The sequence below is a fragment of the Streptomyces gobitricini genome, assembly GCF_039532985.1.
Lineage (GTDB): Bacteria > Actinomycetota > Actinomycetes > Streptomycetales > Streptomycetaceae > Streptomyces > Streptomyces gobitricini.
Genome location: NZ_BAAASR010000002.1, coordinates 83,409 through 97,924 on the forward strand (window position 1 = coordinate 83,409; position 14,516 = coordinate 97,924).

Below are 14,516 nucleotides of genomic sequence, written 5' to 3' on the forward strand. Positions count from 1 at the left end.
CATCCGTCCACGCTCGCTGTCTCGTGGTCGGTCCACGTGCCAGGCAGACAGCCCGGTCTCCTGAACGAGTGACTACGACATCCGCAGCGGCGGCGATAAGGCCCCTGAGACGGGAACGGCCCCTCAACCGATCTTAGTTGAGGGGCCGAGCAGGGCTCTCACCTGCAAGTTCTCACAGTGGGCGCGGACGGTTTCGAACCGCCGACATCTGCTTTGTAAGCCTGGCGCGCCTCGCAGGACGCGTCCTGCCGGTCATCACCTGTACTGAGCGCTGCGGCCATTAACCGTAGTTGGCGCCGTACGGTACCTCGGTTGACCGTGGCTGACCGCTCAATCTGGCACGGATCTGGCACGCGTGCCAGCGTTGCTAACCATCGTTTGGTGTCATGCGCGATCGACGCCCGGCCCGTGTGTCAGTGGTCCACGACCAAGTACCAGTCTCGCCCTCGGCTCCTCCCAGGAAGAGGGCCCGTACGTATGAACTCGGCAAGTGCGTGGGGACGAGAACTTCCGCCTACCAGGACGGCAGAATGGTAGTTCAGCATCCGTCAGTGTTACAGGGTGCGCGCCACCGGACTTCAGTTACGGATCTGATGCCTAGGGCGGCATTGACGTACGTAGCCTTTGAGGAGCACAGGTGATGACTAACCCGGATGAGGGCCTGGCCGTCGAGCAGTATCCAGACCTGAATAGACAATTTTACTCCTCTGACCCCGTCACATATTTCAGAAACCGCTACTATCTATTGCTTTTGGCGGCTAGCAAGGCAGACCGATTGGATCAGTTGCTAGAAGAGGGTATCAATTACGAGGGAATCACCGCCAAGTCACAACCGACGGATCCTGATGACGAAGATGAACGGCTTCATCAAACATTCGTCATCACTGAGGCTGAAGTGCTGTTTCACCATGCATCCGAGGCCCTGTTGCGGCTTTACTTCGCCCACATGGGGCGCCCCCAATGCCCGTGGCTTGAGGTCGCTCGCCTAACGAGTTTCTCTAAGTTCAAACGTCACGTGGCGAGGCTCAGGGATCACGAAATTCCAAGAAAACAAATCGGCCAAGTATTCCTTGGATCTATGCCTGATCAACCTACCGAAGAGTGGCAGACTAGCGCTGACGCTATCGCTCGTCTTCTGCGCATCGTGGCACAGCGAACGTTGGAGGACGCACACCTTTACAACTCGTCAAAGCATGGCCTCGCGGTCGTCTCCGGTCCCGCATCTCTGACCATCTCTAGCCCGGCAGGGTCTTCTCTTAACGCAAGCGGGCCCAGCATCACATTTCTTGAGCTATCGACCGACAGAGGCAAATGGTGTAAGACTACCCGCTGGCTGCCCGCTCAGCAGTCCCTTTGGCTTACCAACCTTGTCCTGGTAGAAATGCGCGCTCTGTGGAATGTCGCTAAGGCCCGCTATGTGGACGCCGATATCTCTCGCGTCGAGACTATCCGCCCAGAAGCGCTGAACGAGCTCCAAGCCAGCGCTGCGCCTCTCCGCCGCATGACTTTTGCTTTGCAGTACCATCAACACCCAGGGGCCGAATAGCCGGCACTACTCAGCATCCTGCAATCGAGGCGCGCACTAAATTACCCTTCGGGAGCATCGACACTTCCTCGTGTGGCCTTGATACCGGGATGACTTAGGGTATCTAAGCGAAGACCCTATTAGACGAACGGGTCGCCACTTGTCGGACTCCTTTTTATCTGTGTTACGTCGCGCAACATTGGCAGCCCCGCTGCCCCCATGAAGAACTTCCAATGCTTATCATTGGCAGCCACTTCCGCTCTCAGTTCCGCGTTTCCTCCAAAACTCTCCAAGGCTATGTTCGGAATTGTTAAGAATATGCTTACTCCCGCGTCTGCCCCCTCGCGCAAAATTTGCAGACACAGCGATGCCGCCTCAGCGCTCTGATTGAACAGGTGGTGGGCCTCTTCAACGCCGATGACGATGGCTGGTTTTTCGGGTGTAGGGTCAACGTATCCACCCTTCCCCTTACGGAACTCTAGTATTCGAACGGCAGCAGAGAGCATTCCCAGGGACCGCTCTGTATTATTTCCGGTAAACCAATCAATGACCCCTGCTTTCTTTAGCGGATCGTAGTGCTTTTGCTCTGGAGACCAGTCCATGAGCCACAGCAAATACTTTCCGCTCGAAAATGCCCCGAGGAGAATCAGAGTCATGCTGTTGCTTTTGCCAACCCCCTTACCTCCCGCGATAACGCCATGGCGCACGCCTACTCCAGGTTTGTGTACAGCGATTCGCAGCCGCTCTCCATCCCGCGATTCTCCGACTGTCACCTCGCCAGAATCGGGATCGTAAAGAGGTGCCGATGTATCAACCGGAATGGTGGCGGAATGAAAATCATCCTGGGCTTCTATGTGGCGCCAATATTGAGCGGTTTCGTGATCTCCTATCTCGTTGAATATTACTGCAAGGTTTGACGCGGCACTTCCATTCCCTCTTTCAGCAAGAGGCTCCCATGCTGCAATAGCAAACTGATTTTTTCCCGCCATGTAAGCGCTCATCCCCATGCGCCATAGATCATCCTCATCCGGGCACAATTTCAGGGATTCTTCCCAGATGAAGTCTGGAATCTCGCCGTAATCCTTCTTGTTGCGAGAAATGGAGTCAGGAAGGTAATCAAAAGCGCGCCAGGTCGCCTCATACTCGCCCGGAACAAGGAGCCCTGAAACGCCGTACTGCACTTTCGTGGCCCATGCTACCGCTTCATTCCATGTTTCCGGCCTTAGTGAAGCATCGGGCAGATACCTCGTGTGCAGCTCTTGTAGGATCTCGACGTCCACCGCGCCGCGGAAACCTGCGCGAGCGAGGTCGACGCAAGCTGCAACTAGTGCGGCACCTCTGGGGTTTCCGTTTACTCGCTGTGCCCTGAGCCAGGATTGCAGCAATGCTGGACCGGCCGCCAAGTATTCCGATACGCCATATATAGAGCTATGTTTGACAGCGTCGGCTAGCCGCTCATCGGAAGCAGCGGAGGCCCTGGCGATCTCCCTGGCGCTCCAGAGGCGACTTATTCGAATTGGATCTACCGCTCGAAGCAGGCGATGGCCTATCTCTCGAGATTGATCGTGCAAAGCATTCGGTTCGTAAGCTTGAATGTTCGCGTACGTCTCGAATAGCTGATCTTGCATAGTTGCGACTATTGCTACTCGGAGCCTTCTGAGTGCGTCCAGCAGGGAAGGAGTCAGCCCGTCGCGCCCTAGGAATCCTTCGAGGTCATCCAGCCAAACAAGGAACGGCCCGTGACTGCTGCCTCGGATTGTTTGCGGTAGGTTCGATAGACGCGTCCCCTGCAATGGTGCATAGATCGCGTGGTCAGGCATGCATTGTTGGATCCCGTGAAACGCCGTCCTGCTCTTGCCGGACGTGGAATCACCAGTCAACAGAACCATGCCGCCGTGGACGGCAATGTGTTTCATCTGTTGTGCCACTTCGTGGTCTACATCGCGTAGTACGTATGGTGGCAGCGGGGGCCCGCTGGCGATGGTCCGGGATCGATGAACCCCGAGAGTGAGGGCATCGACTTCATGAACAGTGGCCCAGTCAGCGGTATTTACACTTTCGGTTTCTGCAAGGACGATATTTATCTGCGGGTTCGTTATGATGGGGGCATGAACGTCACCACCTACGGCTACTGACGCGGCCCCGGCTGCTGTGGTGCTCTTCCGTCGCATAACCTTACTCAGTCCGCAGTATCTACGTCCGTGGAAAGACCACCCGCCGCCTCTCCACCTATTGCGATACTCCCTGAACCTGCGGCGAGAACTCCTTCGGAAGGGATTTCTGACGGACTCTGCTGCGCAGAGTTGCGGGCGCGGGTGCTTACGGTGCTCTGAGTAGACCCGCCGACTGCCACGCTCCCGGCGCCGGCCGCCCGGACACTCGCGGCTTGTCCTTCAGTGCTTGTAAGCCAAACCTGAGCTCCCACGCCTATGACCAGCAGCGCGCCTAGCGATACCCACCAAGCTAAGCCAGCGTGATTCGTGGCTATGTTCGTGATGATGCCTATGGCCGCGGCAATCACCACTGATGTTCCAGCAACAAGACTGCGCTTCACAGACGTTGACACCGTCCCCTCCCAGCCTGACGTCGCGTCGTGCACTTAGCGTAACTGCTCAACTTCCCGTCTGACCATCGAATCGCCTCACCTGCGCGAGGAGGTCGGTGGAATGGCTTTGGGCGGGAGCTGCCATGGGGCGAGAGATCATGGCCCCGTAAGCTTCCGGCGCGTCGGGCAGTCTGTGGACCTGCCCGCTAAAGCACGACGTTGGGGCCATGATCTTAGAGGCTCGCCCCATGGTGGCTGCCTAAAGCCGTGGAGCCGACCGCCCCAGCCACAGCGGGTTTCCGCCCTTCGCCCGCAGCACGCGGCGCGCCGCCTGGCGCGGCCAGGCCGGGCGAAGACAGTGGCCGGGCCGCGCCGTCGAGGCGGCGCGCGCCCGCGCCGTGCGCGGGCCTTGATGAAGTAGAGAAAGTCTTACCGCGCTTGCGGTCTTGTGGTCGTACCGCCCTTGCTGCTGCGATGACGGAACCGTCATTCAGGCTGGTCAAGGGGTGGTCATGGCAAAGCTCAAGGTCGTGCGCTGGAACCGCTACGGGCATGATCGTTTGTACGCGAACTTGCCGGATGGCACAGCCGTCGCCTGGGCTGACTGCAGAACAGGCAAGATCACGATCTTGCGCGATGACTACCGAGATGCCGCGCTGGCGGTCCTGACCCAGCACTTAAAGCAGATCACGCCGACTCTGCCGGCCACGCCAGCGCCGGTCCGGGCAACCGCGTCACTGCCTCCTTTGACGCCCCACGACGACCTAGCCTCGAACCTCCCTGGCAAGGCCGTGCGCGCAAAGCTTGATGAGGTGGGGCCTGGTCCGCTGGAGCGGTTCGTTGCCTGGGTGCTTCGGCGGCCGACTGATGGCGATTCATGGCGCACAGGGCTCACCGGTGAACGGCGTGTAGGAGCCGAGTTGAGCCGCCTGGAGCGTCAAGGGTGGAGAGTCCTGCACTCCATCCCCCTCCCCCGAGAAGTAGACATTGATCACTTATTGATCGGGCGGGGCGGGGTGTTCAGCGTCAACACCAAGCACCACCCGAACAAGGCGGTGTGGGTGGGCGACGACGTCGCCAGAATTAACCGCGGCAAGCCCAAACCGTACCCCCGCAAAAGTCGGGCGGAGGCTGAGCGCGTACGAAGGGTGCTGGAGCGCTACTGCGACTTTCCCGTGCCCGTGCATCCGGTTCTCGTCTTCGTCGGAGCTACCGACGTGAAAGTTGCGGCCACCCAGCTCACAGTGCGGGTCTACCGTGAACGGGAGGTTTCTGCCCTGGCGCCCCTCCCGGCGGTGCTACTCCCATCCAGGCTGAGCAGATCTACAACGTCGCCCGTCACCGAGAGGCGTGGCTCACGGCATGAGGCTGCGTGTCGCGCACGCAGTAAATCTGCACGTCATGCGGCTTCGGTGCCGGGCCGCTGCCCGTGCTCCAGGTAGACCGGTGCCGCCTCGTGGCGGGCCTTCGCTGCCGCCAGGATGCGCCGGGCCAATCTGGGGATGGTGCGCTCGGCGACCTCGTCCAGCGAAACGAACGCGAACGCCTTCAGCTCGTCCTGCTGCAAGGTGATCTTGGACAGGTCCGCTGAGCTGAGGTTGCCACCGTCGAAGAGGTACAGCACCTTGTCGCCTTCCGCCTCACTGGGTGCCCAGTCGACGGCGAGCAAGCGGCCCAGCACGGATGTGATCCCGAGTTCCTCATGAACCTCTCGGGAGGCAGCGCGCAGGGGGGACTCGCCGGTCTCGACGTATCCGCCGGGGATCTCCCAGTAGCTCTTGTAAGTCGGCTCAACCATGAGGACGCGCCCCATGGCATCAAAGAACAGCGCACCCGCAGCCATACGCGGATGCGCCATCTTTGCTTCATGTGCGTTCGCTGCCATGCAGCCGAGCGTACCCAGGTCAGACCACATGGAGCCGGTCGGCCAGGGCCGTGAGAGTACGGCTAGGCCGGCCGCGCTGGTTCCGGACCCAGGTCAGTACCAGCTCGCGCGCAAGGTAGTGGCTACGAACCTGCTCCGGCGCCCAAGTCTCGGCTTCGAGGATCTTGGCCATGGCGTCGTCCATCCGATTGTGGGCGCTGAGCGCTCGGGCCACTTCTAGGTTGTGTCGGGTCCGGCGCTCGGTCGGTAGTCCGCTCGTATCGATCTGCGGGCCGAGATCCACTGCTACCTGCATGTCGCCCAGCTCGGCGGCGGTGGCTACTCGGTGGATGGCGACGTTCGTTGGGCCGAAGGCAGTCCATACGTGGTTGGCGTCGTGTCCGAGTTGGCGCGCTGCCCGGTCGGCCTGCCCCAGGAAGTCCCGCGTGGTGCCCCGGTCCTCTGCGCGAGCCGCTGCCATTGATCCCGCGAGGAAGAGCGTCCCGTAGATCGAGAGAAACTCGGGCGTGGCGTCGTCCAGGCCGGGGCGGAGGTACTCGCCCGCATCACCGACAAGCTGCACGGCAGCATCGAACCGACCGTTCGACAGCAGACAGTGGGCCACAGAGCGGAACAGTGAGCCGGTCACGACGCTGTTTCCCGACTGTTGTGCCGCCGCCAGGCCCCGGTCCGCAGCGATCCAGGCAAGGTCCGTCTCGCCGAGCTTGGTCAGAACCATGGCGGCACCTTGGTAGGTCATGGCCGTCAGTTCATGCGCCTGCTCGCGCTCCCGTCCTTCGTATGCCTGCGCAGCGATGAGCGCGTCGGCAAGAAGGAGCGGCAGGCGCCTGGTGGCGAATCCATACCGTGAGTCCTGGTACGCGTCCCAGACTTCCGCCACGCTGCTTCGTAGCTCGTCGAGCGGGGTCGGCTCGCCCTCCGTGGTGACCCCCAACAGTGGGGTGAGCTGGCGGTAGTTCATCAGCGCTGAGCGAAGCGCCGGCACTGTCCGGGTACCGCTGTCGGCTGTCCACTCCAAGAGAGTGGGCTCGGCAATCAGGTCACCGAGGCTCACGTCCAGGGCATCGGCGAGCGACTTGATCACCGAGAGCCTGTCCAGCTCCAGCCGGTTGTTCTCGGCCTTGCTCAGCCAGTCCACCGTGCGGCCGACAAGTCCGGCCAGGACCTCTTGAGACATCCCCCGCCTGCGGCGGTACCAGGCGACTCGTTCGCCGATCGTCAGGTTCGTCGTCATTCCTCGCATGGGAAGAGCGTCCCCCCGTCTCCAGCTACGACCCCGGAGAGATTTTCCGGGGTAGCGCGGTGGCCCGGTCCTAGCGTTGCTGACAACCCGATGGGTTGCCAGGTCGAACGTGCGACGGAGGGGACACGATGGCGCTGACCCCCGCTGAAGTGATGGAACTGATCAGCGAGGTAAGGGAACTTGCTCAGAAGGTGGCAGACCTAGCGAGTCGTGCTGATGCGATGGTCAACCGGCTTGCGACTGCTTCCGAACCAGTTCCTCAAGCTGGTCCATCCGCTCAGCAAGCCGGCGCACGTCCTGGCGGACCTCCGCCAGGTACTCGGTGATCTGCTCGAACTCCGGGCTGCGCCTCGTCGGCCGGGGTTCCCCAGGAAGGGTGACGAAGCTGCCCTTCCCCTGGTGAGAGATGGCGTAACCGTCCTCACGGAGCCGGGCGATCGCTTGGCGGGCGACGGTGCGGGAGACCTCGTGCGCGGTCATCAGCTCCGTCTCAGAAGGCAACTTCTCGCCCGGGGGTAGCTCCCCGTCACGGATTCGCCGCTTGAAATCGTCGGCGATCTCCAGGTACTTCGCACGCCCGGTGAAGTCGGCCATGGCCCCTCTCAGTGGTTGTCGCACTAAGTCCAGCACATCGCACCGACAAGAGTCGAGAAGCACTTGACGTACTAAGTGCGTTAGGTGCAGTCTCATAGCAGGCGACGTACTAAGTACGTCAAGTCGTTCGATCAAGGAGCGCACTCATGCGTCAGATCCCCGTCGACACCTCCGCCGCCTCCGTGATGGTGGCCAAGCCCCCGCAGCCGAAGATCAAGGACCGCCGTTCCGGTGAGGTCGCCACCGACGCTCAGACCGGAGCCACGCTGATGACCGTGGACGTGATGTTCGCTGCCAACGATGAGGTCGAGATCCTGTCAGTGACCGTCCCGGAGACCGGCATCTCCGGTGAGCTGATGATGGGCACCCCGGTCGCGCTGACCGGCCTGATCGCCCGGCCGTGGGAAAACGAGTTCAACGGCCAGAAGCGTCACGGAATCGCCTTCCGCGCCGTCGCGGTCACCTCGCTGGCCGCTGGTGCCTCGTCCTCGAAGGCTGCCTGATCATGTCGTGGAGCTGGGTCTTACTGCTGCTGGTCGTCGCCGTCGCAGGTCTCCTGCGGTGGCGGCGTACCGCCTGGTACTGGCTGACCTTCGGGGTCACCCTCGCCTCCCTGCGCGTCCTGATCCGGTACGCCTCGGTCATGGACGCGTGCGGACTGACCGTTCCACCCTCCCGCTGGCGCCTGGCCCTGACCCGGATGGCCAACCGGCCGGTCCCAGAATCGCGACCGCCCCGCATCCTGCGCCTCCGGCCGACCCGGACCGGCCTGGTAGTGCGGCTCAAGCTCCGCCCCGGGCAGGACGCCTTCGACGTCTCGGCCGCCTGTGACCGGCTCCGGCACTCGTTCGCCATGTACGGCGTCACCTCGCGCGAGCTGCGCTCCGGCGTGGTGGAACTGCGCATGACCGGCTACGACGTGCTGAAGCGGGTGCAGATGCCCGCCAAGGTCGAACGTGAGCCGATGCGGGTGCCGGTTGCTCTGCGCGAGGACGGGGCCGTGCACTACCGCGACTACCGCACCGTCCCTCACGCCCTCACCCTCGGGGCCACCAAGTCCGGCAAGTCCGTCTACCAGCGCAACCTGGTCACCGAACTCGCCGGGCAGGATGTCGCCCTGGTCGGCATCGACTGCAAGCAAGGCGTCGAGCTGTTCCCGCTGGCCCGCCGCTTCTCCGCGCTGGCCGACAACCCCGACACCGCCGCCGACCTCCTCGACGCGCTCGTCCAGCACATGGAGGGCGTCTACCAACTGATCCGCACCGAGCAGCGCATCACCGCCGACGTACCGGACGCGGAGATCGCCGCCGACATCTTCGACCTGCCCGACGACCTGCGCCCAGTACCGATCGTCGTCCTGGTCGATGAGGTCGCCGAACTGGCCCTGTTCGCGACCAAGGAGGAAGAGAAGCGCCGGGACCGGATCATCACCGCCCTGGCACGGCTTGCCCAGCTCGGCCGCGCTGCCGGCATCTACCTGGAGATTTGCGGCCAGCGCTTCGGCTCCGAGCTCGGCAAGGGCATCACCATGCTCCGCGCCCAGCTCACCGGCCGCACCGCCCACCGCGTCAACGACGAATCCTCAGCCAACATGGCCTTCGGCGACATCGCCCCGGACGCCGTGCTCGCCGCGATCCAGATCCCCACCGACACCCCCGGCATCGCCGTCGCCGGTGACTCCTCCGGCGGCTGGGCCCGCATCCGCACTCCGCACACCACGCTGCGCCAAGCCGTGAACGTCTGCAACCGGCACGCCGACCGCACGCCGGACCTGCCCGCCCTGGCGCCCTTCCGCCCCGTGCTGCCGAACCTGACCAAGGTTCCGGCCCCGGCCGTCGAGCCCGCCCCCGCCACGGTCTGACCATGCCCGCTTGACCGGTCGGCGCGACCGCATCGCGCCAGGTCCCTACCCCCTCCATGCCTGAAACAGGAGGCGACACCCATGGACCCGTACGAGGACTTCGACCGCACGGTCAACCTGCTCGGCTCCCTCACCCTGTACGCCCACCAGACCTGTGCCGACCACCACTTTGTCGCCCTGGTCGGCCCGGCACTAGCCGCATCCCTCCCGCCCGGCGTGCTCCCCCCGCTCCCGCCCGGCTACGACCCCAACGACGGCCCCGACTACCCCGGCTGCGGGTGACGACCATGACCCGCTCGATCCGACTCGATGCCGTGCTCGTCCAGGCCGTGATTGCCGGTGCCCTGTCCTTCGCCCACCTGCACGACCTTGCGGCGGCTGCCGGACAGGACGGATGGAAAGCCTGGGCCTACCCGATCAGCGTCGACCTGCTCCTGGTCGCTGCCTGGCGACGGCTCCGCAGCGACGGGCCGTCCCGGCTGGCCTGGTGCTGGTTCCTGATCGCCCTGTTCGCATCCCTTGGCGCCAACGTCGCCACCGCCGGATTCCTCGACCTGGCCAACCCCCCGGCCTGGCTGCGCTTCGGGGTCGCCGGATGGCCCGCCCTCGCCTTCCTCGGCGGCACCCTCCTCGCCCACTCCCCCACCCAGACACCGCCCGATCCAACGGCTGAGCCCGAGCCCGAACTTGTAGAGACGGCGCCGGCCGACTCCGCCCCGACTTCCGAACCCGCGTCCGTCGAGCCCTCGGAGCCTGCCCCGGCACTGCCCGCGGCTGACCCCACGCCCGCTCCGGCCATGCCGGTCCCAGCCGCGCTGGTCGACCACGCCCGCAAGGTCGCCGACGACCACCAGGCCCGCACCGGCACCCCGATCGACACCAACACCCTGCGCGCCCGCCTCGGTGTCCCGGCCCCGATGGCCGATGCGATCGCCGCCCAGCTCGCCTGACCAGACAAGGAGACGACGCCATGCCCGCCCGCGACCACTTCCACTCCGTGATGCGGATCGGCCCCGTACAGATCGGCACCCATCGCGACCGCCACGGCCGCACCAAGCACGCCGCCGTGTGCACCGCCGACCGCTGCGGCTGGTCCGCCGACTACTCCACCTCATCGGCCGCCCAGCTTGCCGCCCGCACCCACCGCTGCAAGGCCCGCTAAGGAGACCCGTCATGGACGTCCCGCTCTGGCTCGCCCTGATCGTCATCGGCTGGCTCGGCATCAAGCTCATCCGCCCGCCCTGGTGGCTCGTCGTTGTCCTGCTCCTCGGCGGCTACCTCCTCGCCGACAGCCTGCTCGCCCCCGTCGTCGACACCGCCGTCAAGTAACCGCCCGAGAAGGAGAACCGCCATGTTCCGTCCCAAGGTCCCGACCAATCCACTGCCGACCGGCATAGTCACCCCGCCCGCCGTCATCGAGCCGACCACCGTCATCCAGCACACCCCGGGCCCCGCCCCTGCTCCGGTCGCTCCGGCGCCGACCCGGCCCACGGTCCAGCTCACCCCCGGCGCCCTGCTCGCCGTCATCGGCGGCGGGACCGCCGTGGTCCTGGTCGTCGGCGCCGTCCTGGTCTCGATGCTCCTTGCGGTCGCCATCACCGCCGCGTCCGTCGCGGTCTGCGCTCTCGTCGCCCGCTCGCTGATCACCGCTGAGGCCAAGCGCCGCTGACCGGCCCCCGGGGCGGCCTCTACCGCCAAGTGTCGTCCGCCCCGGGAGCCGTGCCCCTGTCCGAACCACTGATCCGGAAGGAACCCTCATCATGACCGACCACGCCCACCCCGCACCGCGTATCTGCCCGGTCTGCGACGGCTTCGCTTCCGCCGCCGTGACTCTCGGCGGCCGCGACCGGCACGGACACCTGCGCGTCATCACCGTCCACTGCCCGGCCTGCCACGGCGCCGGCACCCGACCCGCCCGCGCCGCTGCCCTCGCCGGGGGCCGCGCATGACCAACACCGCGACCTTCGCGGGCCTGGACCCGGTCACCCTCGGCGATCTGCTGCGGGTGGCCGGGTCACCGGGCTTCGACCGCTGGCAAGACCAGATCCGCCGCACCGGAGGCTGCGCCAACCCGATCCACCTCACCGGCTGGACCGTCACCAAGGACAAAACCACCGGCGAGGTCCTGCACCGCTACTCCACCGAGGATGAGCCCGGCGGGCGCCTCCGCCTGGCCTGCGGCAACCGCCGCGCCTCCCGCTGCCCGGCCTGCGCCTGGATGTACGCCGCCGACACCTACCACCTGATCCGCGCCGGACTCGCAGGTGACCGGGACAAGGACGTCCCCACCACCGTCCGCGAACACCCCCGCGTCTTCACCACCCTCACCGCACCGTCCTTCGGTCCGGTCCACAACCGCCCGGACTCCGGCCGCTGCCGCTGCGGCACCGCCCACGCACCTGACGACGACACCCTCGGCACCGCGCTGGACCCGGACACCTACGACTACGCGTGCTCCGTGTTGTTCAACAACAACGCGGGACACCTCTGGCAGCGCTTCACCAACCGGCTCCGCCGTGAGATCGCCGCCCGCGCCGGACTCACCCAACGGGAGCTGAAGGAGGCTGCCCGCCTCTCCTACGGCAAGGTCGCCGAGTTCCAGAAGCGCGGCGCCGTCCACTTCCACGCCGTCATCCGCCTCGACGGCCCGGACGGCCCCGAGGACTCGCCGCCCGCCTGGGCCACCGTGCAGCTGCTCACCGACGCCATCCGCGCAGCCATCGCCCACCCGTACACGACCATCACCGTCCCGGCCGCCGCCGACCAACCCGCCCGCACCCTTCGCTGGGGCACCCAGCTCGACATCCGGCCCATCCGCGCCTTCGAGGCCGGCACCGACATCACCGAACAAGCCGTCGCCTCCTACGTCGCCAAGTACGCCACCAAAGCCGCCGAAACGACCGGCACCCTGGACCGCCGCATCGGCGAACTCGCCGAACTCGACCGCCACCAGGTCCCCGAACACGCACAGCGCCTCATCCGGGCCTGCAAGGAACTCGACCCCATCTATCCGGAACGGCGCCTGTGGGCCTGGGCTCACATGCTCGGCTTCCGCGGCCACTTCTCCACCAAGTCCCGCCGCTACTCCACCACCCTCGGCGCACTCCGCCAGATCCGCGCCGACTACCGCGCCGCCCAGCAACGCGAAGCCCTCGGCCTGCCCGACCCCGAGCACGACCAGGACGACACCGTCCTCGTCCTCGCCGACTGGCAGTACGCCGGACACGGCCACACCCCCGGCGAATCCATCCTCGCGGCCTCCATCGCCCGAGACCTCCAGCTCAACCGCGAAACCGCCCGCGAAGCCCTCCACGACCAACTCGCCCTGGAAGGAGAAAGTGCATGAAGGATCGGCTGCTGAGCGTTGCTGAAGTCGCCGAGTACCTGGGGACGACGGAGCGTTTCCCGCGTCGCCTGATAGCCGAGCGGCGCATCGTGTTCGTCAAGGTCGGCCGCCATGTGCGCATTCCGGAGAGCGCCTTGGAGTCGTTCATCGCGGCGAATACCGTGCTCCCGGTTCCGCTGGCTCAGTCTGCGCTTCGGGCGGTGGCCTGATGGCCAACGGCAAGGGCAAGAAACGCCGTTTCGGCTCGGTGCGCAAGCTGCCGTCGGGGCGCTTTCAGGCGCGCTATCGAGGCCCCGACGGGCTGCTCCGTGCGGCACCGCAGACCTTCGCGAGGCAGACGGATGCTGACCGGTGGCTGGTCCGCAAGGAAGCCGAGATCATCGAGGGCCGCTGGCAGAATCCGGACGACAAGATCCCATTCGGGACGTACGCCGACGCCTGGTTCAAGGAGCGCGACTACGCGGCAACCACACGCGAGCGCAACGGCAGTGCTCTGCGCCTGCACATCCTGCCGACGTTCCGCGACGTCAACGTGGGTGACATCAGCACACCGCAGATCCGGCGTTGGCGTGTCGGCCTTCTCGACAGCGGCGTGGGCGAACCGACCGTGGTGAAGGCGTACCAGATCCTTCGGGCGATCATGAATACGGCGGTTGATGACGGGCTGATCCAGCGCAACCCGTGCCGGATCAAGGGTGCCGGTGCCACGAAAACGGCTGAGCGTCCCTTCCTCACGGTCGCCGAGGTGTTCCGGCTCGCCGACGTCGTCCCCGAGCGCTACCGAGCGTTGATCCTGCTCGCCGCCTTCACGTCGCTGCGGTTCGGGGAGCTGGCCGCACTCCAGCGGCATGACGTGGACCTGGAGCGCCGCGTCGTCTCCGTCCGCCGGGCTGCCGCCGAGACGCGTACGGACGGCTTGCTGATCAAGACGCCGAAGAGCGCAGCGGGCATCCGTACGGTCGCGTTCCCGGCCTCGCTGGTCGAGGAGCTGCAAGCCCACCTCTCCGAGTACTCCGGGGCCGGCCGCAACGGACTCGTCTTCGTCGGGCCTCGCGGCGGCATGCTGCGCCGCAACAACTTCCGCCGCATCTGGCTTCGTGCCCTCCCCCAGGCCGGTCTCGGCGACGTCCACTTCCACGACCTGCGGCACACGGGCAACACCCTGGCGGCCACTGGTGGCGCGACCACGCGGGAGCTGATGCACCGGATGGGGCACTCGTCGGTACGGGCGGCGCTGATCTATCAGCATCTGGTCAACGGTCGCGACCATGAGATCGCTGATCACGTGGACCGCCAGATCCGGAAGGTTCGAGATCGGAACGGACCATCTGGCACGTGAGTGGCACGCCGCCCGCTCCCCTCCGTGACGGCGGAGGAACGAACAAGGCCCAGGCTCCCGGTTCAGTACCGGTGGCCTGGGCCTTTGTCGTGCTGCCTACTGGTGGGCGCGGACGGTTTCGAACCGCCGACATCTGCTTTGTAAGAGCAGCGCTCTACCCCTGAGCTACGCACCCGTG

At 65.2% G+C, this 14,516-nt stretch carries 18 protein-coding genes and 1 tRNA gene; 14 read left to right on the forward strand and 5 right to left on the reverse strand.

All coding sequences use genetic code 11. The annotated features are described in order from the left end of the window. Positions 1-640: 640 nt before the first annotated feature. Entirely contained in the window at positions 641-1,546 is a 906-nt protein-coding gene (locus tag ABD347_RS01305) for a hypothetical protein (RefSeq protein ID WP_344355360.1), read from the forward strand. Positions 1,547-1,665: 119 nt separating this feature from the next. Here the strand turns inward: ABD347_RS01305 and ABD347_RS01310 are convergent, their stop codons facing one another. Then, on the reverse strand, positions 1,666-2,805 hold the full coding sequence (locus ABD347_RS01310; RefSeq protein ID WP_344355361.1) for a tetratricopeptide repeat protein: 1,140 nt from the start codon (positions 2,803-2,805) through the stop codon (positions 1,666-1,668). Positions 2,806-3,519: 714 nt separating this feature from the next. Between ABD347_RS01310 and ABD347_RS01315 the strand changes: the two genes are divergently transcribed. Both ABD347_RS01315 and ABD347_RS01320 read left to right on the forward strand, forming a co-directional pair. Further along, positions 3,520-3,660: a hypothetical protein gene (locus ABD347_RS01315; protein ID WP_344355363.1), complete on the forward strand. Its 141-nt coding sequence runs from the start codon at positions 3,520-3,522 to the stop codon at positions 3,658-3,660. A gap of 922 nt (positions 3,661-4,582) precedes the next feature. After that, positions 4,583-5,512, forward strand: a complete 930-nt coding sequence (locus ABD347_RS01320) for a nuclease-related domain-containing protein (RefSeq protein ID WP_344355364.1) — start codon at positions 4,583-4,585, stop codon at positions 5,510-5,512. Here the strand turns inward: ABD347_RS01320 and ABD347_RS01325 are convergent. The 3 genes from ABD347_RS01325 to ABD347_RS01335 all read right to left on the reverse strand — a co-directional run bounded on the left by ABD347_RS01325 (position 5,470) and on the right by ABD347_RS01335 (position 7,792). Continuing rightward, on the reverse strand, positions 5,470-5,955 hold the full coding sequence (locus ABD347_RS01325) for an NUDIX domain-containing protein (RefSeq protein WP_344355366.1): 486 nt from the start codon (positions 5,953-5,955) through the stop codon (positions 5,470-5,472). The genes ABD347_RS01320 and ABD347_RS01325 overlap by 43 nt on opposite strands. A gap of 19 nt (positions 5,956-5,974) precedes the next feature. Beyond that, a complete protein-coding gene (locus ABD347_RS01330) occupies positions 5,975-7,189 on the reverse strand; it encodes a helix-turn-helix domain-containing protein (protein WP_344355368.1) in 1,215 nt (404 codons plus the stop codon). Positions 7,190-7,423: 234 nt separating this feature from the next. Continuing rightward, a complete protein-coding gene (locus tag ABD347_RS01335) occupies positions 7,424-7,792 on the reverse strand; it encodes a GntR family transcriptional regulator (protein ID WP_344355370.1) in 369 nt (122 codons plus the stop codon). 146 nt (positions 7,793-7,938) lie between these two features. On the opposite strand from ABD347_RS01335, the gene ABD347_RS01340 reads away from it, so the two are divergent. From ABD347_RS01340 to ABD347_RS01390, 11 genes are all read left to right on the forward strand, one after another. After that, a complete protein-coding gene (locus tag ABD347_RS01340) occupies positions 7,939-8,295 on the forward strand; it encodes an SCO3933 family regulatory protein (protein ID WP_344355371.1) in 357 nt (118 codons plus the stop codon). A 2-nt stretch (positions 8,296-8,297) separates the two neighbouring features. Continuing rightward, the gene (locus tag ABD347_RS01345; RefSeq protein WP_344355372.1) at positions 8,298-9,653 is read left to right on the forward strand and encodes an FtsK/SpoIIIE domain-containing protein; all 1,356 of its coding nucleotides are present in this window, start codon (positions 8,298-8,300) and stop codon (positions 9,651-9,653) included. A gap of 81 nt (positions 9,654-9,734) precedes the next feature. After that, positions 9,735-9,935: a hypothetical protein gene (locus tag ABD347_RS01350; RefSeq protein WP_344355373.1), complete on the forward strand. Its 201-nt coding sequence runs from the start codon at positions 9,735-9,737 to the stop codon at positions 9,933-9,935. A gap of 5 nt (positions 9,936-9,940) precedes the next feature. Next, positions 9,941-10,603, forward strand: coding sequence for a DUF2637 domain-containing protein (locus tag ABD347_RS01355; protein WP_344355375.1), 663 nt, complete (start codon positions 9,941-9,943; stop codon positions 10,601-10,603). Between the two features lie 20 nt (positions 10,604-10,623). After that, entirely contained in the window at positions 10,624-10,815 is a 192-nt protein-coding gene (locus ABD347_RS01360; RefSeq protein ID WP_344355376.1) for a mobile element transfer protein, read from the forward strand. 11 nt (positions 10,816-10,826) lie between these two features. Beyond that, positions 10,827-10,982, forward strand: a complete 156-nt coding sequence (locus ABD347_RS01365; RefSeq protein WP_344355378.1) for a hypothetical protein — start codon at positions 10,827-10,829, stop codon at positions 10,980-10,982. A gap of 22 nt (positions 10,983-11,004) precedes the next feature. Next, positions 11,005-11,322 carry a SpdD-like protein gene (locus tag ABD347_RS01370; RefSeq protein WP_344355381.1) on the forward strand — a complete coding sequence of 106 codons (318 nt, stop codon included), beginning with the start codon at positions 11,005-11,007 and terminating at the stop codon, positions 11,320-11,322. 91 nt (positions 11,323-11,413) lie between these two features. Continuing rightward, on the forward strand, positions 11,414-11,602 hold the full coding sequence (locus ABD347_RS01375) for a hypothetical protein (RefSeq protein WP_344355382.1): 189 nt from the start codon (positions 11,414-11,416) through the stop codon (positions 11,600-11,602). Continuing rightward, positions 11,599-12,999 carry a replication initiator protein RepSA gene (gene repSA / locus ABD347_RS01380; protein WP_344355383.1) on the forward strand — a complete coding sequence of 467 codons (1,401 nt, stop codon included), beginning with the start codon at positions 11,599-11,601 and terminating at the stop codon, positions 12,997-12,999. The genes ABD347_RS01375 and repSA overlap by 4 nt, the downstream gene beginning before the upstream one ends. After that, positions 12,996-13,208, forward strand: coding sequence for a helix-turn-helix domain-containing protein (locus ABD347_RS01385; RefSeq protein ID WP_344355384.1), 213 nt, complete (start codon positions 12,996-12,998; stop codon positions 13,206-13,208). Before repSA ends, ABD347_RS01385 begins: the two co-directional genes overlap by 4 nt. Then, entirely contained in the window at positions 13,208-14,338 is a 1,131-nt protein-coding gene (locus tag ABD347_RS01390; RefSeq protein WP_344355385.1) for a tyrosine-type recombinase/integrase, read from the forward strand. Before ABD347_RS01385 ends, ABD347_RS01390 begins: the two co-directional genes overlap by 1 nt. Before the next feature lie 100 nt (positions 14,339-14,438). Here the strand turns inward: ABD347_RS01390 and ABD347_RS01395 are convergent. Continuing rightward, positions 14,439-14,513 (reverse strand) — tRNA-Val (locus tag ABD347_RS01395). Positions 14,514-14,516: the final 3 nt, after the last annotated feature.